25 protein-coding genes are annotated in these 23,330 nt (G+C 63.8%); 7 read left to right on the forward strand and 18 right to left on the reverse strand.

Annotation, left to right across the window (positions count from 1 at the left end; genetic code table 11):
* Nucleotides 1-6: 6 nt before the first annotated feature.
* The 12 genes from OCA5_RS12975 to flgB form a co-directional block, all read right to left on the reverse strand.
* Nucleotides 7-480, reverse strand: a complete 474-nt coding sequence (locus OCA5_RS12975; protein WP_012562568.1) for a VOC family protein — start codon at nucleotides 478-480, stop codon at nucleotides 7-9.
* Between the two features lie 78 nt (nucleotides 481-558).
* Nucleotides 559-921 (reverse strand): hypothetical protein, encoded by a 363-nt coding sequence (locus OCA5_RS12980; protein WP_012562567.1) that lies wholly within the window; start codon nucleotides 919-921, stop codon nucleotides 559-561.
* 227 nt (nucleotides 922-1,148) lie between these two features.
* The gene (locus OCA5_RS12985; protein WP_012562565.1) at nucleotides 1,149-1,553 is read right to left on the reverse strand and encodes a (R)-mandelonitrile lyase; all 405 of its coding nucleotides are present in this window, start codon (nucleotides 1,551-1,553) and stop codon (nucleotides 1,149-1,151) included.
* A 49-nt stretch (nucleotides 1,554-1,602) separates the two neighbouring features.
* Nucleotides 1,603-2,313: a glutathione S-transferase gene (locus tag OCA5_RS12990; protein ID WP_012562564.1), complete on the reverse strand. Its 711-nt coding sequence runs from the start codon at nucleotides 2,311-2,313 to the stop codon at nucleotides 1,603-1,605.
* Nucleotides 2,314-2,450: 137 nt separating this feature from the next.
* A complete protein-coding gene (locus OCA5_RS12995; protein WP_012562563.1) occupies nucleotides 2,451-3,413 on the reverse strand; it encodes a Tim44 domain-containing protein in 963 nt (320 codons plus the stop codon).
* 127 nt (nucleotides 3,414-3,540) lie between these two features.
* Nucleotides 3,541-6,081: a cell cycle histidine kinase CckA gene (cckA, locus tag OCA5_RS13000; protein ID WP_012562562.1), complete on the reverse strand. Its 2,541-nt coding sequence runs from the start codon at nucleotides 6,079-6,081 to the stop codon at nucleotides 3,541-3,543.
* A gap of 167 nt (nucleotides 6,082-6,248) precedes the next feature.
* Entirely contained in the window at nucleotides 6,249-7,316 is a 1,068-nt protein-coding gene (gene flhB / locus OCA5_RS13005; protein WP_012562561.1) for a flagellar biosynthesis protein FlhB, read from the reverse strand.
* A gap of 3 nt (nucleotides 7,317-7,319) precedes the next feature.
* On the reverse strand, nucleotides 7,320-8,096 hold the full coding sequence (fliR, locus tag OCA5_RS13010; RefSeq protein ID WP_012562560.1) for a flagellar biosynthetic protein FliR: 777 nt from the start codon (nucleotides 8,094-8,096) through the stop codon (nucleotides 7,320-7,322).
* A gap of 19 nt (nucleotides 8,097-8,115) precedes the next feature.
* Nucleotides 8,116-8,379: a flagellar biosynthesis protein FliQ gene (gene fliQ / locus OCA5_RS13015; RefSeq protein ID WP_012562559.1), complete on the reverse strand. Its 264-nt coding sequence runs from the start codon at nucleotides 8,377-8,379 to the stop codon at nucleotides 8,116-8,118.
* A 39-nt stretch (nucleotides 8,380-8,418) separates the two neighbouring features.
* Nucleotides 8,419-8,745, reverse strand: a complete 327-nt coding sequence (gene fliE / locus OCA5_RS13020) for a flagellar hook-basal body complex protein FliE (protein ID WP_012562558.1) — start codon at nucleotides 8,743-8,745, stop codon at nucleotides 8,419-8,421.
* A 17-nt stretch (nucleotides 8,746-8,762) separates the two neighbouring features.
* On the reverse strand, nucleotides 8,763-9,176 hold the full coding sequence (gene flgC, locus OCA5_RS13025; protein WP_041559561.1) for a flagellar basal body rod protein FlgC: 414 nt from the start codon (nucleotides 9,174-9,176) through the stop codon (nucleotides 8,763-8,765).
* A gap of 42 nt (nucleotides 9,177-9,218) precedes the next feature.
* Nucleotides 9,219-9,617, reverse strand: coding sequence for a flagellar basal body rod protein FlgB (gene flgB / locus OCA5_RS13030; protein WP_012562556.1), 399 nt, complete (start codon nucleotides 9,615-9,617; stop codon nucleotides 9,219-9,221).
* A gap of 351 nt (nucleotides 9,618-9,968) precedes the next feature.
* Here flgB and OCA5_RS13035 point away from each other — a divergent pair, with 351 nt between their 5' ends.
* Together OCA5_RS13035 and fliP are read left to right on the forward strand one after the other, a co-directional pair.
* A complete protein-coding gene (locus OCA5_RS13035) occupies nucleotides 9,969-10,898 on the forward strand; it encodes a flagellar biosynthetic protein FliO (RefSeq protein ID WP_012562555.1) in 930 nt (309 codons plus the stop codon).
* Entirely contained in the window at nucleotides 10,895-11,656 is a 762-nt protein-coding gene (gene fliP, locus OCA5_RS13040) for a flagellar type III secretion system pore protein FliP (protein ID WP_012562554.1), read from the forward strand. Before OCA5_RS13035 ends, fliP begins: the two co-directional genes overlap by 4 nt.
* Nucleotides 11,657-11,884: 228 nt before the next feature.
* On the opposite strand, the gene OCA5_RS13045 is transcribed toward fliP, so the two are convergent.
* From OCA5_RS13045 to fliL, 5 genes are all read right to left on the reverse strand, one after another.
* A complete protein-coding gene (locus OCA5_RS13045) occupies nucleotides 11,885-15,526 on the reverse strand; it encodes a tetratricopeptide repeat protein (RefSeq protein WP_012562553.1) in 3,642 nt (1,213 codons plus the stop codon).
* Between the two features lie 145 nt (nucleotides 15,527-15,671).
* Nucleotides 15,672-16,430 carry a MotE family protein gene (locus OCA5_RS13050; protein ID WP_012562552.1) on the reverse strand — a complete coding sequence of 253 codons (759 nt, stop codon included), beginning with the start codon at nucleotides 16,428-16,430 and terminating at the stop codon, nucleotides 15,672-15,674.
* Nucleotides 16,427-16,852, reverse strand: coding sequence for a DUF6468 domain-containing protein (locus OCA5_RS13055; protein ID WP_012562551.1), 426 nt, complete (start codon nucleotides 16,850-16,852; stop codon nucleotides 16,427-16,429). Before OCA5_RS13055 ends, OCA5_RS13050 begins: the two co-directional genes overlap by 4 nt.
* Entirely contained in the window at nucleotides 16,849-18,045 is a 1,197-nt protein-coding gene (gene fliM / locus OCA5_RS13060; RefSeq protein WP_012562550.1) for a flagellar motor switch protein FliM, read from the reverse strand. Before fliM ends, OCA5_RS13055 begins: the two co-directional genes overlap by 4 nt.
* A complete protein-coding gene (gene fliL / locus OCA5_RS13065) occupies nucleotides 18,042-18,545 on the reverse strand; it encodes a flagellar basal body-associated protein FliL (protein ID WP_012562549.1) in 504 nt (167 codons plus the stop codon). Before fliL ends, fliM begins: the two co-directional genes overlap by 4 nt.
* A gap of 357 nt (nucleotides 18,546-18,902) precedes the next feature.
* Between fliL and flgF the strand changes: the two genes are divergently transcribed.
* The 5 genes from flgF (at nucleotide 18,903) to OCA5_RS13090 (ending at nucleotide 22,780) form a co-directional block, all read left to right on the forward strand.
* On the forward strand, nucleotides 18,903-19,670 hold the full coding sequence (gene flgF / locus OCA5_RS13070; protein ID WP_012562548.1) for a flagellar basal-body rod protein FlgF: 768 nt from the start codon (nucleotides 18,903-18,905) through the stop codon (nucleotides 19,668-19,670).
* A 12-nt stretch (nucleotides 19,671-19,682) separates the two neighbouring features.
* Nucleotides 19,683-20,471 carry a flagellar basal-body rod protein FlgG gene (gene flgG, locus OCA5_RS13075; RefSeq protein ID WP_012562547.1) on the forward strand — a complete coding sequence of 263 codons (789 nt, stop codon included), beginning with the start codon at nucleotides 19,683-19,685 and terminating at the stop codon, nucleotides 20,469-20,471.
* Between the two features lie 15 nt (nucleotides 20,472-20,486).
* Nucleotides 20,487-21,530, forward strand: a complete 1,044-nt coding sequence (gene flgA / locus OCA5_RS13080; RefSeq protein WP_013913257.1) for a flagellar basal body P-ring formation chaperone FlgA — start codon at nucleotides 20,487-20,489, stop codon at nucleotides 21,528-21,530.
* Entirely contained in the window at nucleotides 21,531-22,280 is a 750-nt protein-coding gene (gene flgH, locus OCA5_RS13085; RefSeq protein WP_012562545.1) for a flagellar basal body L-ring protein FlgH, read from the forward strand. It begins immediately after the preceding gene.
* A 275-nt stretch (nucleotides 22,281-22,555) separates the two neighbouring features.
* Complete coding sequence (locus tag OCA5_RS13090) at nucleotides 22,556-22,780, forward strand: hypothetical protein (protein WP_012562544.1); 225 nt, start codon at nucleotides 22,556-22,558, stop codon at nucleotides 22,778-22,780.
* Between the two features lie 137 nt (nucleotides 22,781-22,917).
* Here the strand turns inward: OCA5_RS13090 and dksA are convergent, their stop codons facing one another.
* The gene (gene dksA / locus OCA5_RS13095; RefSeq protein ID WP_002715155.1) at nucleotides 22,918-23,283 is read right to left on the reverse strand and encodes an RNA polymerase-binding protein DksA; all 366 of its coding nucleotides are present in this window, start codon (nucleotides 23,281-23,283) and stop codon (nucleotides 22,918-22,920) included.
* Nucleotides 23,284-23,330 lie beyond the last annotated feature (47 nt).

A 23,330-nucleotide genomic window follows, 5' to 3' on the forward strand; every position in this document is an offset into this window, starting at 1 on the left:
GCGTCGCTAGCCCCGTCGCGCCTTCTCAATGGCTGCGACGTCGATCTTCGTCATGGTCATCATCACGTCGAACGCGCGCTTTGCTTCATCGCCGCCAACCGCCAATGCCTCGCTCAGCACGCGCGGTGTGATCTGCCACGACACGCCCCATTTGTCCTTGCACCAGCCGCACGCACTCTCCTGACCACCATTGCCGACGATCGCGTTCCAGTAGCGGTCGGTCTCGGCCTGATCCTCGGTGGCGATCTGGAATGAGAAGGCCTCGTTATGCTTGAAAGCCGGGCCGCCGTTGAGGCCGAGGCAAGGGATGCCGGCCACCTTGAATTCGACGGTCAGCACGTCGCCCTTCTTGCCGGACGGATAATCACTGGGCGCGTGATGCACCGCCGTCACGGCGCTGTCGGGAAAGACCTCGGCATAAAAACGCGCGGCCGTTTCGGCGTCCTTGTCGTACCAGAGACAGATGGTGTTCTTCGCCATTGAGAGTTCCTCATCCCTACACAAAAGGCCGGGTTCACCGCCCGGCCTTTTCGCAAACGATCTAAATCCGTTCCTGTTTCAGGACGCCACGCAGCTTTTTACATAAAGGCGGCGCTGGCTCGGCAGCACATGGCGATCGATCGCCTGCCGCAGACAGTCGACCCGTGCTTCAGCGACGCAAAGCTGCATCCGGTCACGCGCCTCGCGCGGCCGGAGTTGCTTGTTCGAGGCAATCTTCTGACGGCACGCTTCGCGCTTGCCGACGCGGACGGCAGGCTTGGTCGCCCTGGTCGTGCCGTCGTTCGGCGCGGCGTAAGCAAGTTTGGTCGGCGCCTGATCGGGTACCGAGGCCGTGTATTGAATCGGGGAGGTCTGGGCGAGCGCGGCATAAATCGAAACGGCGAGCAGCCCTGCATAGACCACAGGGGTGATGATGCGCATGGGACCTCCGTTCAAAAGGGCCGCGTGAGCAGAGCACGCACTGGGTTGTCAGAATACATTCATCTGACATTCACAATGAGTCAGGAATGCGGCTATGGCAAGAGTTCCACAGCCTTCTCCCTGCTCACGTTTCAGTCAGAGCGTTTTCGAGCGAAGTGAAAACCGGTTCGCGTGGAGAAAACACATCGAACACAAGCTGGAGCTTTGCTTTTCCATCAAAAGCCAGTTCAGCCGTCACGGCCCGCATATTGCGCGTCGGTGACTTTCTCGAGCCACTCGGCGGCGACGCCGTTCTGCATCTCCTGCATCGCGAGATGAACCATGCCGGTGGTCGGCGATGCGCCGTGCCAATGCTTTTCGCCTGGCGGAATCCAGACCACATCGCCGGGCTTCATGGTGCGGACACGATCACCTTCACACTGGATCAGTCCGCAGCCCGACAGGATATAGAGCGTCTGCCCAAGCGGATGAGTATGCCATGCCGTGCGCGCGCCGGGCTCGAAGCTCACCCGCGCCACCTGCAGCCGCGCGGGCGCTGGTGCCTCGATCACTGGATCGAGCCAGACTGTGCCGGTGAAATAGTCCTCCGGCGGGCGCCGCGACGTCAAATCTCCGGGATGCGTGATCTTCATGCGAACCAACTCCTGTGAGGGCATTTGACAGCCTCGCACGCCGTGCAGGCTATTCGTCGAGCGCCGCATAGTGGCGGAAAACGCCGTCGGTGTTGAAGGGAATCCGCCGGCCGCTTTGTGCATAAGCAGCGATGTTGGGCCGCGATGCAACACGCGCGTGCAGCGCAACGATGCGGGGGATTTTCCGCTCGAACCGCGCCATCCGCTTCGGGAACGCATAGCGCAAGCCTTCGACGATCTGAAACAGCGAGAGATCGACATAGTTCGCGCGTCGGCCATCGAGATAAGGCCCGTTGCCTCGTGCAGCGAGCGTTTCAAAATAGCCCAGGAATTTCGGCACGCGCGCTTTCCAGAACTCCTCCGTGCGCCGTTTCGCCTGCGGGCGCTGGTCCTCGTAATAGAACGTCGGCCCGAGCGGGTGATGGGTGTCGTGAATCTCGACCACAAAATCCGCGATGGTGAGTTGCAACTGGTGGAGCCGTAGCCGCCCCGCCTCCGATTTCGGTGCAAGGCCAAGCCGCGGCCCGAGATAGAACAGGATGTTCGCGACCTGCGCGATGACAAGCTTGTTCGCTTTGAGAAACGGTGGCGCGAACGGCGGCGGACCGAGCCGCCGGTTCGCCATCATCGCCATCATCCGCCGCTCACCGCCCTTGCGCCGCGCGACATCGACGTAATCCGCCCCCGCATCTTCCAGCGCGAGACGCACGTATTCGCCGCGCCCCTGAATGGTCGGCCAGTAAAACAGTTCATAGCGCATCGGCTCCGCTCCGGTTCCAACCAACAACGGAGACAGCGCGGGAATGTTTCGCAACGTGCGGCCGCAACGAAGCTACCGCCCAACAAAAAAGACGCCGCGCGAACGCGGCGTCTTTCATTTCTGCAATACTGAAAAGCTCAGCTTGTCTGCTGGATCGCTGACAGCTCCCAATCGGTGTCGGGGCGCCGTGCGAAGGTCCAGATTTCGGTGACCTCCTCCGGCGTATCGCTGCCCTCGACGACGCGGCCGCTGGCGCGGTCGATCGTCTTGTCGACCAGCGAGAACCGCATGGCGACGGTTGCGTAATCGGTCGGGCCCTCGCGCCAAGCTTCAGCCAGGTCGCCCTGCAGAAGCTTGACGTCCGAGACCTTGTTGACGACGCCGCGCGCAGCGTTATCCGCGAGATCCTGCGAGAGATACGACGCCATTTCCGGAGTTGCGATCGTCTGCAGTGCAGCCGTATCCTCGTTCGACCAGGCCGCCTGCACTTCGCTGAGACGGCGCTCGAAGGCCTCATAGTCGGCCGGAGTGATCTCCAGCGGCGGAGCATTGCGGCCCGCGCCGAAACCGAAGCCAGTGCGCGCATAGTTCTGTGCCTGCCCCGGATTCGCCTGCGGAGGCGCGTTGTCGGCATAAGCGGGCGCGTTGCGGCGAGCCCACCACGACATCGCAAGCCGCACCAGGAAGAACACCAGCGCGAGTTGAACGATCAGGCCGAGCACCGAGGCGAGGCCGCCAAGGCCGCCGAACAGGCCGTTGCCGAACAGCATGCCGAGAAGGCCGGCGCCGAGGAAGCCCGCGGCGAGACCGCCGAGCAGACCCGGACGATTCAGAAGGCCAGGCTTCGCGGCGTTCGCTGCCGGATTGGCGGCGGGAGTCGCGGTGCGGGGGGTCATGGTCCGCTGCATCGGCGCGGCTGCGTTCGGCGCGGTCGGCGTTGCCGGCGGCGCCACATTCGTGCGCATGCCACGCGAGCCGGAACTGAAGCCGCGGCCGCCACGGGCGTCGGCGCTCGAGATCGTCGCCGCGAGCGGCACCGCCACGGTCAGAACAATAGCAAGGGTCTTGAGAAAGGCGCGGGCGCGCGACGACACGTTCATGAACACTCCTTCCGCCCCCGCCATGGGAGCGCCCCCACAAAATGGGGAATTTGCGAAAAAAGGAAAGATCGGAGCGCCAATCATGCCTGCGTCGGTGCGTCGCGGTTGACCCAGATGAGCAGACTGCTCAGGCGTTCATGGTTTCCTTTACCGCCGAGACGAGCTGGCTCAGCGTGAAAGGCTTGGGCAGGAAGGCAAACTGCTCGCCCTCTGGCAGGCTTTTCTCGAAGGCATCCTCGGCATAGCCGGAGACGAAAATGATCTTCAGTTCCGGGTTCTGCTTGCGCATCGCCGCGAGCATGGTCGGCCCGTCCATTTCCGGCATCACCACGTCGGAAACGACGAGATCGACAGCCCCGCCCTCGGCCTCGAGTTCCTCCAGCGCTTCGGCGCCGTTCCCGGCCTCGATCACCGTATAGCCGCGCGAACGCAGGCCGCGGGCGTTGAGGGAACGCAGGCCGTCCTCGTCCTCGACCAGCAGGATGGTTCCCTGCCCGGTGAGATCGGCCGTCTTGGGCTTGTCACCGTTCCCCTCAGCCACTGGCGCGGGCGCTTCCGCTTCCTTCTCGACGATGTGGCGCGGCAGATAGATCGAGAACGTCGTGCCTTCGCCCTGCGTTGAGTCGACATAGATGAAGCCGCCAGTCTGCTTGACGATGCCGTAGACCGTGGAGAGGCCAAGACCAGTGCCCTTGCCGACTTCCTTGGTGGAGAAGAACGGCTCGAAGATCTTGTCCATGACTTCCGGCGGCATGCCGGTGCCGCTATCGCCGACATCGATGCGGACATAATCGGCGGCAGGCATCTCCTTGATGCCCAGCCGCCCGATCTCCTGCGCCGCGACGTTGCTCGTCTTGACGACGAGCTTGCCGCCTTCGGGCATCGCATCGCGCGCGTTCACCGCGAGGTTTACGATCACCTGCTCGAACTGTGAGACGTCGACCCTCACCGGCCACAGGTCGCGACCGTGAATGACATCGAGCTTCACCTTCTCGCCGATCAGGCGCTTCAAGAGCATCGTGAGATCGGACAGCGCATCGCCGAGATCGAGCACCTGCGGGCGCAGCGTCTGGCGGCGCGAGAACGCGAGCAGTTGCCGCACCAGCGTCGCGGCCCGCGTGGCGTTCTGCTTGATCTGCATGATGTCCTGGAACGACGGGTCGGTCGGCTTGTGCGCGTTCAGCAGGAAATCGTTTGCCATCATGATGGCGGAGAGCACGTTGTTGAAGTCGTGGGCGATGCCGCCGGCGAGCTGGCCCACCGCCTGCATCTTCTGCGACTGGTTGAACTGGTTCTCGAGCTGGCGCTTCTCAGTGGTCTCCAGAAGATAGACGATCGCCACTTCTGCATCGCGCTCGTCATGCTCGACGGAGGTGACGAAGAACTGCGCCCAGCGGTCTTTCTCGCCATCGAGCATCGCTTCGACCGGCGGGATATCGCCCTGCCCTTCGGCGGCGCGGCCGATGATCGCCGTCACCTCGCCGCGGTCGCGATCGTGTACCACCGCGAAGATCGACTTGTTGGCCGCCGCCTGCGCCGACAGGCTCTGCGTCAGCTTGGCGAAGCGGGCATTGGCGCGCACGATCTGGCCGCTGCTGTCCACCGTCGCGATCGCCATCGGCGTATGGTCGAAGAAGCGCATGAAGCGCACCTCGGCAGCGCGCTGCGGATCGGCATGCTCGTCGCGCGCGCGATTGATGACCAGCGTGCGCGACGCACCTGCGGCACCATCCGCACCGAAGGCAAGCTTGTGATAGAGCCGCGCCGGCATGGTCTTGCCGTTGCGCATCCGCAGATCGACGTCGAATACTTCGGTTTTGACTTCGCCCGGCTCAGGCGTGATCGAGGTGAGGAGCGATGCGCCGTCGCCCGAGAGAATGTCGGTGAGCTTCAGGCCGCCTGAGCCGATCTCCGCCAGATCGTAATCCAGCCAGTTGGCGAGCGTGGCGTTGACATAAGCGAGATCGCCCGTGGGCGTCACCGAGAAGAAGCCGCACGGCGCATGGTCGAGATATTCGATGGCGTGCTGCAGTTCCTGGAACACATCCTCCTGCCGCTCGCGGTCGCGGGTGATGTCGGCAACCGACCACACGACGTAACGGGATTCCCGGCGGCTTTGGCCAAGCGGCTGCACCCGCATCCGCAGCCACCGCGCACCGCGCTCGGCATCGGTGATGCGGACTTCCTCCTGCTGGCGCTTGCCTTCCTTCGCGGCCTTGAGCAGGCGGAACACGGCTTCCGACACGTCGGGATTGCCGATGAAGACCCGCTCGACCGGACGCACGTCCTGCGCGCCGTTCGCACCGGTCAGCGCGAGATAGGCATTGTTGAAATAGACGATCTGCCCGCGCGCATCGGTGACGGCCAAGCCATCGAAGGCATGGTCCGCCATCGGTCGCATCAACGGGTTCTCGGCCACGCGATCGGCGAACCGCACGATCCCGGCCGCAAACGCAAACAGCGTGAACAACCCGACCATCGCGAGCAGCGCCAGCAGCCCGAGAATGAAGGGCTGCGCCTGACTGCGGCCCATCAGCATGAAGCCAACCGCCGCGCCGACCACCGCGACCGCGATCAGGAGCACGAGGATAATGCTGCCGCTCCGCTTCACCGGTTCGGTCGCCGGGGCGGCAACGTCCTGCCGTGCTGTGCTCGGGTCTGCCTTCATGGGGTGCCGCCAAAGCGGGTTGAAACGGGTTGCGACACGAAATGCCTTGTTCCAAAGCGATCCGGTCCGACGCCACGTCCATGGCGCAAGGCGAGGAAAACCGGCGAAGGACGAGCCCTCAGTGCCTGAATCGGGGTCTCTAATGCAAGCGCCACGTCCGCCGATCCTCAGTTCCGCCGCAGGTTTCGCTTCAGCCGCATGACGTAGCCGATGACCTCGGCGACCGCGTGGTAGTGTTCCACCGGAATTTCGTCGTCGATCTCCACCGAAGCATGCAGCGCACGCGCGAGCGGCACGTTCTCCACGATCGGCACATCGTGGGCCGTCGCCACTTCGCGGATCTTGAAGGCGATGAGATCGACGCCCTTGGCGACGCAGATCGGTGCCGGCATGCCGCGCTCGTATCGCAGCGCCACCGCGTAGTGGGTCGGGTTGGTGATGACGACGGAGGCTGTCGGCACCGCGGCCATCATCCGCTTGCGCACCCGCGCCATGCGTAGTGCGCGAATCCGGCCCTTGATCTGCGGGTCGCCTTCGGACTGCTTGTATTCGTCCTTCACTTCCTGAAGCGACATTTTCTGCCGCTCGAACCAGCTCCGATACTGGAACAGGTAATCGAGCGCCGCGACCAGCGCGAGCATCGCGACCACCGTGCCCATCAGCTTCAGCGCCATCGAGCGCGTGAGGTCGAGCATCAGGCTCGGATCGAGTCGCACCATGGCGTCGGCGCGCTCATGCTCGGGCCACATCACCACCGCCATCACCACGCCGATAGTGATGACCTTGAACAGGCCCTTGGCGAAATTCGCAGCTGCCTGCTTGCCGAACAGCCGCTTCGCGCCCGCCAGCGGCGAGAGTTTGCTCCACTTCGGCGTGATCGGATCGGTCGACCACACCGGACGATGCTGGACGAGATGGCTCGCAATCGCTGCGATCACCAACAGGAGAAACGGCAGGCCGAGCGCGACGAGCAGCATAATTTCTAGCCGAGCGGCAAGCTGCAGAAGGCTCGCGCCATCGACCCGCATCTCACCCGCATGCTGCAGAAGGTTCTTCAGCGGCACGGTGATGCTCGACGCGACGGAGTCCGAGAACGACGACATCACGAAGGTCGCGCCCGCGACCATGAACCAGGTGTTGACCTCGATACTTTTGGCGACGTCGCCGCGTTTGTGCGCTTCTTCGAGGCGTTTGGCGGTCGGGTCTTGTGTTTTATCGTCGCTGTCCTCGGCCACGGACTACCCTCCGCTCACCGGCGCGAGCTGATGCAGCACGCCGCCGAAGTAATCGAGGAAGGTGCCCATCAGCGCGACGAGAACGATGCCGAGCAGCAGGAAGCCAGCGAGGATCGAAAGCGGCACGCCGACGAAATAGACCTGCATCTGCGGCATCATTCGCGCGAGCAGGCCAAGGCCTAAGTTGAAGATGAGGCCGAATATGATGAACGGCGCGGCAAGCTGCACACCGATGGTGAAGGCCATCGTGAACGCCTTGGTCGCAAGCGCCGCGACATCGCCGCTCGGCATCAGTTCACCCGGCTGAAACAGCGTGTAACTGTCGTTCAGCGCGGCGATAACGAGATAGTGCGTATCGGTCGCAAAGATCAGCGTCAGACCGAGGATGGTGAGGAAGTTCGCGAGAATCACCGATTGCTGATCCTGAGTCGGATCAACCGCGGTGACGAAGCCGAGCCCGATCTGCTGGGCGATGATCGAGCCCGCGACCGACAGCGCCGCGAGCGTGAAACGTGCAGTCGCGCCGAGCACGACGCCGATGATGATCTCGTGGACCATCAGGATCATCACGGCATTTATCGAGGTGAGATCGACGTGATAGGCCGCGCGGTGCAGCGGCAGCAGTATCATCGCAAGTAGAAGCGCAATGCCGAGACGCAGACGGACCGGGACATTGGCCTCGCCGAAGCCCGGCAACAGCATCATCATCGCCCCGACACGGGCGAAGACCAGCATGAAGGTTGCGGCCAGTACCGGCAGGAATGAGATGTCGATGCGCATGACCGCTGCATAGTCTGTCTTATCCGCCGATGATTCGCGACGAAATCCGCATCATCTGGCCGTGCATCGCATCGGCCATGAACGGCAGCGCGATCAAAAGCGTGAGGAACACCGCGAGGATTTTTGGCACGAAGACCAGCGTCTGCTCCTGAATTTGCGTGAGTGCCTGCACGAGCGAAATCGCGACACCGACGATGAGGCCGACGAGCAGCACCGGCGCCGCGACCAGCACCATGGTCCAGATCGCATCGCGGGCGACTTCGAGGACTTCCAGACCGTTCATGACCGTATTCCTTTTGCGGGCAAGCCGACGTGCCGATCGTCAGATCGGCATCCTCATGATGTCTTCGTAGGCCTGGATGACCTTGTCGCGCACCGAGACGAGGGTCGAGACGGCGACGTCGGTTTCGGCCACCGCCGTCACCACGTCCATCACGTTCGCCTTGCCGGAGGCCATCGCAACGGCCTGCGCGTCGGACTTGTGGCCGGTCTCGAGCACGCCGTTCATCGCCTCCTTGAGGAGCGCGTTGAACGATGGGCCGGTGCTGCCGGCGGCGGCGGTCTTGCCTGCCCCGCCCGCCCCCGCGGCGGATTCCATGATGCGCGAGAGGCTTGCGTAAGCGTTGGCGGCGACTGAAGGCGTTGCCATGGGTCAATCTCTCCCGATCAGGCCTTGAGAATGTCGAGGGTGCGCTGGATCATCCGGCGCGTCGCGCTGATGATGTTGAGGTTCGCCTCGTAGGATCGCTGCGCCTCGCGCATGTCGGTCATTTCCACGAGCGAGTTGACGTTCGGATATTTGACGTTGCCGTTCGCATCCGCCGCCGGGTTGCCCGGCTCGTGCTTGATGCGGAAGCTCGAGGCGGTGTCGGTCTTGATCCGGCCGAGCGAGACTACCTGCGCGTCGAGCGAGCGGTCGAGCGCGGAGACGAATGTCGGCACCTTGCGCCGGTAAGGGTCGCCCCCGGCCGTGCCCGCCGTCGAATCGGCGTTGGCGATATTTTCCGAGATCACCCGCATCCGCCCCGCCTGCGCGCGCAAGCCGGAGGTTGCGATGCTCATCGATTTGAGGAAGTCCATGCTGGCCGACACGATGTCTCTCCCTGCCCTGAAGGCCGCGCCTCAGCGCTTGCCAATCGCCGTTTTGATAAGATCGAGGCTCTTGCTGTAGAGCGAGGCGGCTGCGGCATAGTCCATCTGGTTCGAGGCCACCTTGAGCATCTCGTCCTCGATATTGACGGCGTTGCCTGCGGGCCGCGTCTCGTAGCCGCCATTGGTGTGCGAGCCGAACGCTTCGCTCACCCCGGCCGCCTGAATGTGGTTTGCGCTGGTGCGCACCATCGAGAGTTCGCGCATGCCGCTGATGCCGGTCTTGTCGAAGGTCGGCTCAACGAGTTCGCGCGGGCGGAAGTTCGGCGTATCGGAGTTCGAGACGTTTTCGGCGAGGATGCGCTGGCGCTCCTGATGCCATTGCATCTTGGTCCGCAGCATCGACAGCATCGGAAGATCGGTGATCGCCATGACGGCCTCCGCCGGGGTGCGCTTCGGCCTCTCGCCGCAGCTAGGCAGAATTTGCCGCGTGTATGGTTAACGGAGCGTTAAAAATTGCCTCCGCGTTAACCAGTTCGACAGACGGCGTTTGGCCGGGGTGCGATGGTTTTCAATGGGATGGCCGGAAAGCCCCCGCTAAGTGCCTGATATCGCGGCCTTGAGGGGGTTGGGTTCAACCGATTCCTGGTCTATGAAAAGGGCTGGGCCCGGCGCATTTCGCCGGGCGAGTTAACGAAGGCGCGAAACCTCCTCCCCGGCCGGGTTGTTGTTTCGCGCGGGCTCACGAACGACGCCATCGGATTTCTATAAGGACGCACGCGGATGTCGCAGATATTGTGGATTTTCTTCGCCATCCTGATCGTATTGGCCCTGATCGGCGCGCTCGCCTATCTGCTGCGCCGCTTCGCCGGGCGCGGACTGGGATCGAGCAACAGCCGCGGACGAATGCCGCGTCTCGCCGTCATCGACGCGGCCGCCGTCGACGGCCGCCGCCGCCTCGTCCTCGTCCGCCGCGACAATGTCGAACATCTCCTGATGATCGGCGGGCCAAGCGACATCGTCGTCGAGCCGAATATCGTGCGCAGCGGTTCCTCGCGCGATGCCGCTGCTCCACGTCACCCCGCGGGCACCGAGTTGCCGCCGCGGATTCCGCTCCCCGACACCAACTGGCCGGAGCCTGAAGTTGCCGCCGAGCCGTTTGAATTGCCGGAGCCGCCCGCACCGCCTCCGCCGCCGCGTCCTTCGCGCATGCCGCTGAGCGACGAGCTTCGTCGTGCGCCGTCGCTTGCGCCCGAGCGTGGACGCGACAGCACGCCGCCTGCGCCGGAGCCGGTGATCCGCCCCGACTCCTCGCTCCGTACCGACCGCCCCTCGCGCGTTCTGCCGCGAAGCGAGCGGATCGAGCCGTCGCTGCCGCGCGCACCGCGCCCGGAAGCGCCCCTGCCCACACGCGCTGCGCCGCGCAGTGCCGCACCTGAAATTCCTTCATCCGCCGACCAGAATCTCGCCGAGATGGCGCAGCGGCTGGAAGCAGCACTTCGCCGCCCGAGCACCCGCGTCGAGGCGACCGAGACCCGCACGGTCACAGTGAGTTCGTCCGAGCGTGTCGGCGCGCCGCCGGTGGCGCCGGAAGCTCCCGCGCCGCGCGCAGCACCCGAGCCTACCGTCGAGCCCGACCCCGCACGGCCTGCCTTCGAGAATCTCGAAGATGAAATGGCAAGCCTGCTCGGCCGCCCGAAGAACCCAACGTGAGGCCGGCAAAACCTCCGCGTAGAGTTCTGTTTCTTTCCGTCCTGATCGCCGCCGCAACGCTGGCCACGGCCGCGGCTGCGCAGGACATCAGCATCAATTTCGGCGGTCAGGGCAATGGCGGCGTCACCGAACGCGCGATCCAGCTCATCGCACTGCTGACGGTGCTGTCGATTGCGCCTTCCATCCTCGTGATGATGACCTCGTTCACGCGGATCGTCGTCGTGCTGTCGCTGCTGCGCACCGCACTCGGGACCGCGACCGCACCACCGAACTCGGTGATGATTGCGCTGGCGCTATTCCTCACCGGCTTCGTGATGGGGCCTGTGCTGCAGAAATCCTACGACGAAGGCGTGAAGCCGGTGATCGCCAACGAGCTTTCCGTCGAGCAGGGTTTCGAGCGTGCCGTGGGGCCGCTGCGCGGCTTCATGCAGAAGAACGTCCGCGAAAAGGACCTCAAGCTGTTCATGGATCTCTCGGGCGAACCGCCACCGGCAACGCCCGAGGAAATGTCGCTGCGCATCCTCATCCCCGCCTTCATGATCTCCGAACTCAAACGCGCATTCGAGATCGGCTTTCTGTTGTTCCTGCCCTTCCTCATCATCGACCTCGTGGTGTCGTCGGTGCTGATGTCGATGGGCATGATGATGCTTCCACCGGTCGTGGTGTCGCTGCCATTCAAGCTGATCTTTTTCGTGCTGGTGGACGGCTGGGCGCTCGTCGCCGGCAGCCTCGTGCAAAGCTACGGCGGCGGCGGATAAGGCCGCGGCTGCTTCTTCACCTCTCCCGTGGGGAGAGGTCGGAGGCGGAGCGACAGCGACGCATCCGGGTGAGGGCGTACGGTATTCAAGAGAATCTGAGGACTTGCCCCAAGTGGTTCGGGGAGCCCCCTCACCCGCTTTGCTAACGCAAAGCGACCTCTCCCCATTGGGGAGAGGTAAAGACTCTTCGTCGCTTACGCTCCTCGCAATAACGCACACTGCCTATAGTCAGCGCGCCGTACTGACGTGATCCATCTTCGGAATCGTCGGCAGCGCGCCGGTTGCCTCGGCGTCGTGAGCCGCGCTCGGAGCCTTCATGCGCGCGACCGTATCGGGGAAGCGCTTCTTCATCTCGCGCAGAAAGCCATCGAGCGTGTCGATGGTCGCCGCCCGCTTCGCGACGCTCTCCAGTGCCGCGGTGTCGGACGACCCCGGCCGCGAGGCGATATCGAAAGCGGCACGGTCCGATTCCGTTTCCATCTTCGGGCCGTACTTCTCGCGGAAGCGCGAAAGCCCCAGCGCGTCATTGGCGAGTGCGTAGCCGATCGCCGCGCGGATGACATCACTCTTTTCCATGTCGGTCAGCGGGCGGAAATCACGCCAGCGCTGGCCGTACAGCATCTCGATCTGCTCGGCCGATTCCCGCCACTGCCGCGACGCCCAGTAGATGTCGGAGCGCAGGCGCGTGACTTCGCGGCCCTGAATGTTGGCGATGAGATCGAGCGCAAGATCGTGGCGGCCGACATCGCTCTGCGCGCGGCTCTCCAAGAGAAGCCGCTGCTGGCGCACCTCGCCGGCGAGGTCGGCAATCCGGGTCGAACGCAGCGCGGCGATAGCGCGCGCGGGCTTGCGGTTCATCAGATAGATCATCGCAAGGCGCGCTGCGACCTGTGCCCGCGCCGCCCCTTCAAGCCGGTGGTCGACTTGGTATTGCAGAAGCTCGCTCGCCTGATCGAGCAGATCGACCGCGACGAGCCGATCGGCCAGATGCCGGATCATCTCGTCGCCACGCCGGCCGATCGGCGTGAGATCGCGATACTGATAGAACAGACCCAACGCCTTCACCGGCGGCAGGCTGTCGCCCTTGTCGGTGAGGAATAGCTCGGAGAACAGCGCCGCCGCCTCATCCTGCGTCGCGCGGGCCGCTTCCGAATTCGGCGCGATCCGCGTCGCCGTCATCGCGGCCGCGAGCGAATCCGCATAACGCGCCTTGTCGGCATAGATGCGCGACAAGGTCTGCAACGTCCGCACTTCGGTGCCGTCGCCCCGCCACAACACCGACAGCGTTTCGAGATCGTCGAGCGCGGCGTCCGGCTCGATCTTGTTCTGCCGCTGCAGAAGCGAGATTTCCGCAAGCGTCGCCTCTGCTGCGGAGGCACGATCCCGCGAAGCGCGCACCGCCTGATAATCGGCCAGCGCCTCGCGCTCGCGGCCAAGCGCTTCGGCAAGGCGCCCGCGCAGCAGCGTCAGCCGCATCGCCTGTTCGGGCAGCGCGCCGATGGTCTGGAGATCGTTGCTGCGCGCCGCCGCGCCGTCATAGTCGCGCACTTCGAGCGAAGCCTGCATCGCCTCGATCAGGATGATGCGCTGCAGATCGAGCGGCAGCGAGATCACCGCGGATTCGACATTCTTGAACTTCTCGCGCGCATCCGCCCATTTGCCCAAACGCGCGCTCGCAAGCCCTTTCCAGAGCTGCGAGTCGAAGGAGCCTGCAATCTCCGGATCGTTCAGATCCTTCAACGCAGGCTCGATCCGGCCAACGAGAATGGAGGCAACCGCGCGCGCCATCAGCGCGGCCTGCTCGCCTTCCTGCGCCACGCGTGGCGGAGCGAGCGCAAGGTCGAGTGCGCCCTTCGCCTCCTGATAGAAGCCGCGCGCCAGATAGAACTTGCCGAGCGCGAGATTGGCTGCGAGCCGGCCCTCCTTCGGCGCAACCGCAGCTTCGTTGATCAAGCGGTCGAGCCGCGGCAGGAATTCCGCCTTCTGGTTTTTCTTCCATTCGTCGGGATCGAACACGGCGCCGCCCGGCCCGCCGAGATGCTCGGATGCAACGCTCGCCGACGACAGCGTGAGCCCGCCGGGGCGGCTGATGATCACCTTGTCGGGCCGCACTTCGACCGCGAGGTCATCGGCATTGGTCGCAACCGCAATGCCCTGCATCGCTTCGAGCAGCGAGAACTCGACGAAATTCTGCCGGCGCAGCACGCCGCGCGCGGGCAGCGACAACGCGACGACCGACAACGTATCGCCGACTTCCGGATCGCCGAAGCGCAGGAGACGGCCCGGCTGCGGCAGTGCAATGCTGACATTGGCATGGCTTGGGTCGGCGACGTTGCGCGTTGCGGTCAGCGGCAGCGAAGGCACGACATCGCGGTCGGCCAGCGTCAACACCAGCGCCTGATCGTCGCCACCGAGCGAGAAGAGTTGCGGCCGGTCAAGCTTGATCTGGATCGCCTGCCCACCCGGCACAGCGAGCGTGTTGACGGCCGCAACCAGCGCACCGCCTTCCGCCTTGATCGGGCTGGCATCGAGCGGGCGCGTATCCGCCGCCACGATCCAGATCGAATCCGCGCGGCGGAACAGCGCCGTCGGAACATTGCCACCGAACGGAAGCGTGATGGAGAAATCGTGGCTGGTTCGCTTCGCCAGAATCGCGCGGGCGGATTCTGTTGCTGCTTTCACAACCGGCGTTTTCGCGGGCGCAGGCTCTGTATCTGGTGTAGGCGCAACCTCCGCAGCTTGCGCCTGTGACGGCTGCGGCTGCGCTGCTTCAGCCGCCTTCTCTACTGCTTGCTCGGCAACCTTGGCAGCCTGCGGTGCAGCCGCATGATGATCGGGTGTCTTGGCTTCGGCCGGCGTTAGCGCGGCCGGGGCTTCAACCGCTGGTGCGGCAGGCGCGGGCTGAACCGCAGCATGAGGCGCAGCTTCGCGCGCAGGGGCGCTCTGCGCAGGCGCAGGCAGCGTGATCGCGGGCCGCGAGCCAACCGGGCCGAGCGCCAAGCCCGCCTTCCCGGTGTCGAAACCGATGTCCACGATATAATTGCGTTCCTCGCGGAAGCCATGCACATCGACGTCGCCGACAAGCGCAATCTCGACCGACGAACTGTCGCCCGAGATCGCCTGGTTCATGCTCTTGATGTTCGAGGGCGCGACGACCTTGGCATCGGCCAGGTCGAACGTCAGCGCGCTCGAGAACGACAGCGTATACTTGTTGGCGTTGAGCGAAGACGAGACGCCGACGCCGTCCGGCAGTTCAAACACGAACCGCACAAAGGTCGGCTGCACCGCGGTGCGCACGCGCACGGGCGGACGCTTCTTCGCCGCTTCGGCCTGGCGCTGCATACGCAAAATGCGCTCGGCAGCGAGCGCACGCTCGGATAGCTCCTTCACCACCTCGGCCGGCAACGGCGGCGGCAACCCGACCCATTTCTCCGGCAACAGGTCGACGTAGACCCGCTCGCCCGCAGTCATCAGGTTGACGCGGACCTTCTGATTGAGCGCAAGGCGGATCGCCGCGCCATCCGGATCGCGCCGTGCCGCGCCAATATAAGAAGGCACCGCATCGTTGAGCTGGTCGATCGACATCTCGATGGGCTTGGCGAAACGAACGATCAGCACCGCGCCCGCGACCGACACCTCGGTCGGCACCTCCTCGGCAAAGCGCATCAGGAGACGTGCATAGCCGGCCTCCTGCGTGAGCATCGCCTCGCCCCGGATCGTCTCTGCCTGCGCGGCGCGAGGCGCAACGGCGAGTACGGCCAGGAGCAACGCGCCCGCGAATGCCGCGCGCATGATGCCACACGCAGACGCAAGCCGCCCGAAGGACGCCCCCCGCTCCGTCATGGATCCCACCGCAGCCTCACCGGCCATGTGTCCGTCTCTCCGGCATGTCACTCGACATATCTTTTGGACATATCTCTTGGGCGTCTGTCGGCTTCCCGAACACCGGGCCGAAATAATCAAACCACCCTAGAATCTGCCGTTTAAGGCTCTGTTAATCATGACCTCCCCGGCCTCAATTGATCGGCCGTCCTTCGATCTTCGGCAGGTCCGACAGCGAAGCCGATTTCTCCCCGCCCGCGCGGCGCGCGATCTCGACCGTCAGCCGCTCGGCGTTCTCCGGCTGCATCTGGCCGACGATATCAGAGAGCTTGCGCGGAACGATCTGCGAGGCGATCTGATAGAGCACGGCAATATCGAGGCGGTCGAACACCTTGGCGGCGTCCTTCGGCTTCATGTTCTCGTACATCGTCACGAGGTCTTTCAGCTTCGCGGCTTCCGCCTTGGTCTTCTGCTCCTCGACGGCGGTGATGCGTGCTTCCGTCGCCTTCAACTCCTGCAGCTTGCCTTCGAGCTTCTTCTCGGCCGCTTTCACAAGGCTCTCGCGGATATCGATCTCGCGCGCGCGCGCCTCGATCTCCTGACGGCGGTTCTGCAGCCGCTCCAGCACGGCGCGCTCCGCAGGCGACACCGCCGTTGCCGGATCGGGCGAGGCCGCGACGTCCTCGGGCCGCGTGGTCGAAACATTGCTCGCCTCCGCGGGCTTGGTGTCGGATGGAGCCTGCACCGACCCCGTAATGTCCGCAGTGTCGATCGTATTGGTGCGGCCGGTCGGGAAATTCAGATAGCTCTCCGCCCACGATTTCGGGCGCGGCGTGTCGTCCCGGAAAATATATCCGCCATCCAGAAGCAGGCCCGAGACCTTGAGCACGGCGAGACAACTCGCCGCGATCAAGAGCGTCGGAACGATCCGGAATTCGCGGAGGAGCTTCATGCGGCAAGCCCACGCCGGCGCTCGGCAAAGGCCTGTGCCGCGGCGACGACCGACTTCGCATCGGCACGCGCCGGCGCCGCCGTCTCGCTGGTGGCCCGCGCCGCGACCGCGATATCGCACAGCCGCTTGAGGATCTCGCTGCCGACCGCGATCTGTTTGCCGAGCGAACCCGACAGGTCGGATGCTTCGGAGAGCTGCGCGCCGAGATTTTCATCGCACTCGCGCACCGTCACCTTGAGCCCGCCGATCGCCCGCTCGGCGATCTCGGTCGCGGTGATGAGCTCGGAGATGGTCGCCTTCAGCGACTGCTCATCGGCCTTCAAAATCTTCAGCCGCTTGTTGAGCATGCGGCAATAGACGATCGTCCACACCAGAAGGAGAGCAACGAGGCTCTCGATCGCCAGTCCCATCAGATGGCTCATTGTGCCTCCATTAATTTTGTTTGTTCGTCCTGTTTTTCAAACATCGCGTAGGTGGTGCGCGGCTTGTGCAGCGGCTTCGACACCCGGATGGCGACGCGGTCGCCGACCCGCCCCATCCGCCCCTCGCTGAGTTTCACATCGCCACAGCGCACCGACACCAGCGCATCGGGGCGGATATCGAGCGGCAGCGTGTCGCCAACCTGCAGCGACATCAGTTGCTTCAACGGAATTTCGGCTTCGTAGAGCACCGCATCGACATAAAGCTCCGCCTGCGCGATCTCGGTCGCGAGATGGCCTTCCCATATCGGATCACGGCCGAACTTTTCGCCCATGAACATCTGCAACAGCACGTTGCGGATCGGTTCGATGGTTGCATAAGGCAGCAGCAATTCGACGTTGCCGCCGCGATCTTCCATATCGACGCGCAGCCGCACCAGAATGGCGGCGTTGGCGGGACGGCTGATCGCGGCGAAGCGCGGGTTGGTCTCGAGACGATCGATCGTGAACGTCACCGGCGACAGCGGCCGGAACGCCTGCTCGGCATCCGCCAGCACCACCTCGACGAGGCGCTTGACGAGATTGGTTTCGATCGTGGTGTAGGGCCGGCCTTCGATGCGCAGCGAGGTCTGGCCACGGCGGCCGCCGAGCAGCACGTCGATCATCGAATAGATCAGGCTGGAATCGACGGTGAACAGCCCGAAGTTTTCCCACTCCTCGGCCTTGAAGACGGTGAGCACGCACGGCAGCGGGATCGAATTGAGATAGTCGGCGAAGCGCACCGAGGTGATGCGGTCGAGCGAGACTTCGACGTTGTCGGAGGTGAAGTTGCGCAGGCTCGTCGTCATCAACCGCACCAGGCGGTCGAACACGATTTCGAGCATCGGCAGACGTTCGTAGGACACCATCGCCGAGTCGATGATGGCGCGAATGCCGGAATGATCTTCGAGATGAACTTCGCTGTCATTGAAGCCGAGAAGATTGTCGATCTCCTCCTGCGACAGGACGCGCTCGCCGCTCGACTTGCCGCTGCTGAGACCGCGGCTGCCGCCGTCGACCATGGCGGCCCACTGCTCGGCCATTGACTCGGTAAGTTCATTGGCGGCGGCTTCGGCAGCCGCCTCTTCCGGATCCTCCGAATCGAGTGCGCCCTCCCATTGGGCGGCAAGGGCGTCCTGGTCGACGTCACCCGTCATTGGATCACCACTTCCTTGAACAGCACCGCATTGACGCGCTCCGGCGCGATCGCGACGTTGACGCGCTTGGTGAGTTCTTCCTTCATCCGGAACAGGCCGACGGAGCCATTGAGATCGTTGGCGCGCAGCTCGCGCAGATAGGTCTGGAACAGGTCGGTGACGCGCGGCATCGACGGCTTCACCTTGTCGACCAGCGGAGCCTCCTTCAGCTCGAGTACGGCCTTAACCTTGAGATATTGAATCCGCTCGCCCGGATTGCTCGCGAGGTTCACAAGAATGTCGGGCACGTCGAGAAACACCGGCGGCACCACCTTGGCGGCTGCGGCATCGGCGTGTTGCGTCTCGTCATGGCTGCGCAGGAACACGAACCAGCCGAGCGCTCCGACCATCAAGGCGAGCACCACGGCACCTGCAATCATGAAAATCTTGCGCCGGCTGCTCGGCGCAGCCTCCACCGCAACCTCAGCGGCGGATTCCTCGACCTGATCCTCGTCTGCCATCGCCCGTCCCGTTCGGATGAGCCCCGCTGTGCCGAACTGGCTGAATACGCGAAACGAAGGCCGCCGGCGCATGAGCGCCCTGTTGCGGCAACGCTAAGGTCGCAATGGTTAACGGTTTCTTTCTTTTGATCCCGAACTGGGAAAATTTTGCCGGGCAAACATGGTCAACGAACCCTTATTGCCGCCCTCGCCCGGCCCGCTTCCTAAGCCCATCCAATTGAAATCATGAGATTTTCAAAACTGGCACGGCTCTCGCATTGCTGGGTGCGAACCGTCCGCTTGGGAGAGCGAACGGTTTAACGGACCACCATCGGCTTTGGGAGAGGCCGGTCGCGGTTTTGCAAGGGGAGATCTGCGATGGAGAACACGAGTCTCGTCGCGCTATCGCGCCAGATGACGCTTGAGCGCCAGCTCAGCGTTGTCGCCAACAACGTGGCGAACATCGGGACCAACGGCTACAAGGCCGATTCCTCGCTGTTCGAGGAATATCTGCGTTCCGGCGCCCATGAGGACAATTTCGTCGGCTTCGACCGCCGCGTGAGCTTCGTGCACGACCGCGCGACGCTCCGCGATTTCGGCCAGGGCCCGCTCGAGAACACCAAAGCCCCACTCGATGTCGCGATCAGCGGCAAGGGCTTCTTCACGGTGCAGACGCCGAACGGCGAGCGCTACAGCCGCGACGGCCGCCTCCAGATCAACGCGCAGGGCCAGCTCGTCAATTCGAGCGGTTACCCCGTGCTCGGCACCAACGGCGTCATCACCTTCCAGCCGACCGACCACGATGTGAAGATTTCCGACAACGGCACCATCACGGTGCTCGAAGGCACCATCACCCAGACCGACTCCATCCGCGGCCGGCTGCGCCTCACCTCGTTCGCGAGCCCGCAGCAGTTGCAGAAGGAAGGCTCGAACCTGTTCACCGCGCCGGCGAACGTCACCGGGCAGGACGACACTGTCTCGACCGTCAAGCAGGGCTTCATCGAGCGATCGAACGTCAACGCGATCGCCGAGATGAGCCGGATGCTCGAAATTACCCGCACCTACCAGAACATCTCGAATCTGATGCAGCAGCAGGCCGACCTGCGCAAGAACGCGATTCAGACTCTGGCCGACGTGCCGCTCTGAGGAGATTGAACGATGCGCGCTCTCTACACCGCTGCGACGGGAATGGCCGCTCAGGAACTGAGCGTGCAGGTCATCTCCAACAACATCGCGAACCTGCGTACCACCGGCTACAAGAAGCAGATGGCGAGCTTTCAGGACCTGCTCTACGAGCATGTCCAGCGCGTCGGCGCACAGGCGTCCGATCAGGGTACGGTGCTGCCGGTCGGCATCGACATCGGCGGCGGCGTCAAGACCGTCGGCACGCCGCGCCTGATGACGCAAGGCACGCTGCTGCCGGTCGGCGGCGATCTCAACATCGCGGTGCGCGGCGAAGGCTACTTCAAGATCCAGTTACCCGACTCGACCTATGCCTACACCCGCGACGGCTCGTTCACGACCGATGGTCAGGGCCGCATCGTCAATGCGCAGGGCAATTTTCTGCAGCCGACCATCGCGGTACCACAGAACGCCTCGCAGCTCACCATCAACGCGCAAGGCCAGGTCTCGGTGATGCTGCCAGGCTCGACCACGCCATCAGTAATCGGGCAGATCGGCCTCACCCGCTTCATCAACAAGGCGGGTCTGCAGTCGATCGGCGATAACCTCTTCACCGACACGCCCGCCTCCGGCCCGCCGCAGGACGGCATCGCCAACACCGACGGCTTCGGCGACATCCAGCAAGGCAATCTCGAACAGGCGAACGTCGAGGTGGTGTCGGAAATCTCCGACCTGATCGCGGCCCAGCGCGCCTACGAGATGAACGCAAAGGTGGTAAGCGCCGCCGATCAGATGATGCAATCGACCACCGGCATGCTGCGCTAGACGATGGGGGCGATCATGAAAGCCACGATTAAGACAACCGGTCTCGCACTTGCAGCTCTGCTGCTCGCCGCAGCGCCGCTGCATGCCGAGCCTGCACCGGAGAGCGTCGGTCCGTCGCTGCGCGAAAGCGCGATCATCATGAGCGACGTGGTGCGGATCGGCGATCTCGTCGACAACGCAGGCACCGCCTCGCAGATCGCAATCTACCGCGCCCCCGATCTCGGCACCACCGGCGTACTGCGCACCGCGCAACTGATCGAGACACTGCGGGCCAATCAGGTGATCGGCGTCGCCACCCACAACATCAAGGAAATCACCATCACCCGCGCCTCGCGCGCACTTTCGGCGAAGGACGTCGAGCAGCAGGTCGCGAAAGCGCTGGAGCGCCGCTCCGGTCTCGGCGACGCCGCGGATATCGCCATCACCTTTGACCGCGAACTGCGCGACCTCCAGCTCGATCCCGCGCTCACCGGCGAACTGATGCCGGTCGCGGTGCGCTACGACTCCCGCAGCCGTCGCTTCGACGTGCTGTTCGATATCGCAAGCGACACCTCCTCGACGCCCGCGAAACTGCGCTTCACCGGTTTCGCCGTCGAGACAGTTCAGGCCGCGGTGCTGATGCGCCCGATCGGTCGCAACGAAATCATCAAGGCCTCCGACCTCAATGTCGAGCGCCGCCCGAAAGCGGAGGTCGGCGGCGACGCCATCCCGCTCGAACAGGCGATCGGCATGCAGACGCGACGCGCGATGCGGATCGGCGATGCGCTGCGCAGCTCCGATCTCGCCAAGGCCGACCTCGTGACGCGCGATCAGACCATCTCGCTGGTTTACGAGACGCCGGGCCTCTATCTCACGAGCCGCGGCAAGGCACTCGAAGCCGGCACCAAGGGCGACACCGTGAGCGTGCTGAACCTGCAATCGAAGCGCACCGTGCAGGGTATCGTGGTCGGCCCGGGCCAGGTCGCGATCATCGCCACGACGCCGCGCATCCTGCACACCGCAACGCTCGCCGCCAACACTCTTACCGCCAACACGGCCGCTGCCGGAAAGACCGAGTAAATGTCCCGTCTCCGCACGTCTCATGCCCTTCGCACTGCCGCGGCGCTTGTCGCCGTCGGCTGCCTCGCGAGCGGCTGCTCCTCGATCGAGCGTCTCTCCCAGATCGGCGAGCAGCCGAAGCTGACGGCCATCGACAACCCGACGACGAAGGCAGGCTACAAGCCGGTGTCGATGCCGATGCCAACGCCGCAGCCTGCTTCCTACAATCCGAATTCGCTGTGGCGTAACGGCTCGCGCGCCTTCTTCAAGGACCAGCGCGCCCATCAGGTCGGCGACATTCTCACCGTCATCGTCAACATCACCGACAAGGCGAACATCGCCAACGAGACTCAGCGCAGCCGCGCCAACACCGAGGATTCCAGCATCACCAATTTCTTCGGCATCAAGAAGGTGCCCGGCACCAACGGCGCGGGCAACATGCTGACCACGGGCTCGGTTGCCTCGAGCGACGGCAAGGGCTCGGTCGTGCGTCAGGAAGCGTTGCAGACCAACGTCGCCGCTGTCGTCACGCAGCTTCTGCCGAACGGCAACCTCGTTGTCGAAGGCAAGCAGGAAATTCGCGTCAATTTCGAGATGCGTGAACTCGTCGTCGCCGGCATCGTGCGGCCCGAGGACATTCAGAGCGACAATACGATCGATTCCAGCAAGATCGCGCAGGCCCGCATCGCCTACGGCGGCCGCGGCCAGATCACCGACGTCCAGCAACCGCGCTACGGCCAACAGGTGATGGATATCCTGCTTCCGTTCTGATCGCGAATTCTCCCCTCGCGATTATCCGAGCTCCCACGCCGATCCGTGAACCTAGGCATGGAAAGGCGTATCCAACGCGGCTCTCGTCAGCTCCCCTGACGGGAGCCGCGGTTGTTTTGTGGCTGCTTGGACAGCAGCGAAAACCCGCCGCTCCGAGTATGGAGGGCAGGCTTTTTGTTGAGAGAGCGTGGACGCAACCCCGTCGACGGCGTGACATCCCACGGAACTGAAAGGCGGTCTCCTGCTTGGTTTGTATGAAGCAGTGGAGGCGCATGATGTCGGCCTACAATCAGGACAACCAAGGGAACCAGAACCCGAAGGGCCACGAATCCCATCCGCTAGGCAGCGGGCAGAACTCTCCGCCAAAGCCGGGCCAGCAGGACAAATGGCCGGACCAAGATCATCTGGATGGCAAGACGCAAGAGCAATTGCGGAAGGATAACGTTCTGAATGAGGAGAAGGGTCTCATTCACCAGCTTCCGGGCGGCGAAAGCGGTTAGCATTACCCATTCGTCTGCGTCATCAGCCCGACGACCGCAGTCGTGATAAATGCGTGGTGCCATACGCGAAGAGCATACAAAAAAGGCGCGAGCGGCTTTCGCCGCATCGCGCCCTTTTATCAGAATGGAACTCACCCCTATTCGTCGCGATAGACCTTCTCGCGCTTTTCGTGGCGCTCCTGCGCCTCGACAGAAAGCGTTGCGATCGGCCGTGCCTCGAGCCGCTTCAGCGAAATCGGCTCGCCGGTTTCCTCGCAGTAACCGTAGGTGTTGTCCTCGATGCGCTGGATCGCAGCGTCGATCTTCGAGATCAGCTTGCGCTGACGGTCTCGCGCGCGCAACTCGATCGCGCGGTCGGTTTCCGACGACGCGCGGTCGGCAAGATCAGGATGATTGACGTTCTCTTCCTGCAACTGCTGAAGCGTGGTCTTTGCCTCGCGCAGGATCTCTTCCTTCCAAGCCAGAAGTTTGGCGCGGAAGTATTCGCGCTGCCGCTCGTTCATGAACGGCTCTTTCTCGGACGGTTTATAAGGCTTCACTTTTTCCAACA

Origin of the sequence: Afipia carboxidovorans OM5 (assembly GCF_000218565.1) — a bacterium.
GTDB classification, from domain to species: Bacteria; Pseudomonadota; Alphaproteobacteria; order Rhizobiales; family Xanthobacteraceae; genus Afipia; species Afipia carboxidovorans.

Excerpts from the sequence above, each read along its gene's own strand:
- OCA5_RS12975 (WP_012562568.1), bottom strand. The coding sequence starts at position 480 with ATGGCGAAGAACACCATCTGTCTCTGGTACGACAAGGACGCCGAAACG.
- OCA5_RS13045 (WP_012562553.1), bottom strand. The coding sequence starts at position 15,526 with ATGGCCGGTGAGGCTGCGGTGGGATCCATGACGGAGCGGGGGGCGTCC.
- OCA5_RS12985 (WP_012562565.1), bottom strand. The coding sequence starts at position 1,553 with ATGAAGATCACGCATCCCGGAGATTTGACGTCGCGGCGCCCGCCGGAG.
- OCA5_RS12980 (WP_012562567.1), bottom strand. The coding sequence starts at position 921 with ATGCGCATCATCACCCCTGTGGTCTATGCAGGGCTGCTCGCCGTTTCG.
- flgC (WP_041559561.1), bottom strand. The coding sequence starts at position 9,176 with ATGGACTTCCTCAAATCGATGAGCATCGCAACCTCCGGCTTGCGCGCG.
- OCA5_RS12990 (WP_012562564.1), bottom strand. The coding sequence starts at position 2,313 with ATGCGCTATGAACTGTTTTACTGGCCGACCATTCAGGGGCGCGGCGAA.
- fliL (WP_012562549.1), bottom strand. The coding sequence starts at position 18,545 with ATGGCAGACGAGGATCAGGTCGAGGAATCCGCCGCTGAGGTTGCGGTG.
- flgB (WP_012562556.1), bottom strand. The coding sequence starts at position 9,617 with ATGGCGATCACCGATCTTCCGATGCTGTCGATGCTGCGGACCAAGATG.
- OCA5_RS13035 (WP_012562555.1), top strand. The coding sequence starts at position 9,969 with ATGTCGCAGATATTGTGGATTTTCTTCGCCATCCTGATCGTATTGGCC.
- fliM (WP_012562550.1), bottom strand. The coding sequence starts at position 18,045 with ATGACGGGTGACGTCGACCAGGACGCCCTTGCCGCCCAATGGGAGGGC.
- OCA5_RS13050 (WP_012562552.1), bottom strand. The coding sequence starts at position 16,430 with ATGAAGCTCCTCCGCGAATTCCGGATCGTTCCGACGCTCTTGATCGCG.
- flgG (WP_012562547.1), top strand. The coding sequence starts at position 19,683 with ATGCGCGCTCTCTACACCGCTGCGACGGGAATGGCCGCTCAGGAACTG.
- OCA5_RS12995 (WP_012562563.1), bottom strand. The coding sequence starts at position 3,413 with ATGAACGTGTCGTCGCGCGCCCGCGCCTTTCTCAAGACCCTTGCTATT.
- fliR (WP_012562560.1), bottom strand. The coding sequence starts at position 8,096 with ATGCGCATCGACATCTCATTCCTGCCGGTACTGGCCGCAACCTTCATG.
- cckA (WP_012562562.1), bottom strand. The coding sequence starts at position 6,081 with ATGAAGGCAGACCCGAGCACAGCACGGCAGGACGTTGCCGCCCCGGCG.
- flgF (WP_012562548.1), top strand. The coding sequence starts at position 18,903 with ATGGAGAACACGAGTCTCGTCGCGCTATCGCGCCAGATGACGCTTGAG.
- flgA (WP_013913257.1), top strand. The coding sequence starts at position 20,487 with ATGAAAGCCACGATTAAGACAACCGGTCTCGCACTTGCAGCTCTGCTG.
- fliE (WP_012562558.1), bottom strand. The coding sequence starts at position 8,745 with ATGGCAACGCCTTCAGTCGCCGCCAACGCTTACGCAAGCCTCTCGCGC.
- dksA (WP_002715155.1), bottom strand. The coding sequence starts at position 23,283 with ATGAACGAGCGGCAGCGCGAATACTTCCGCGCCAAACTTCTGGCTTGG.
- OCA5_RS13090 (WP_012562544.1), top strand. The coding sequence starts at position 22,556 with ATGTCGGCCTACAATCAGGACAACCAAGGGAACCAGAACCCGAAGGGC.
- flgH (WP_012562545.1), top strand. The coding sequence starts at position 21,531 with ATGTCCCGTCTCCGCACGTCTCATGCCCTTCGCACTGCCGCGGCGCTT.
- OCA5_RS13055 (WP_012562551.1), bottom strand. The coding sequence starts at position 16,852 with ATGAGCCATCTGATGGGACTGGCGATCGAGAGCCTCGTTGCTCTCCTT.
- fliQ (WP_012562559.1), bottom strand. The coding sequence starts at position 8,379 with ATGAACGGTCTGGAAGTCCTCGAAGTCGCCCGCGATGCGATCTGGACC.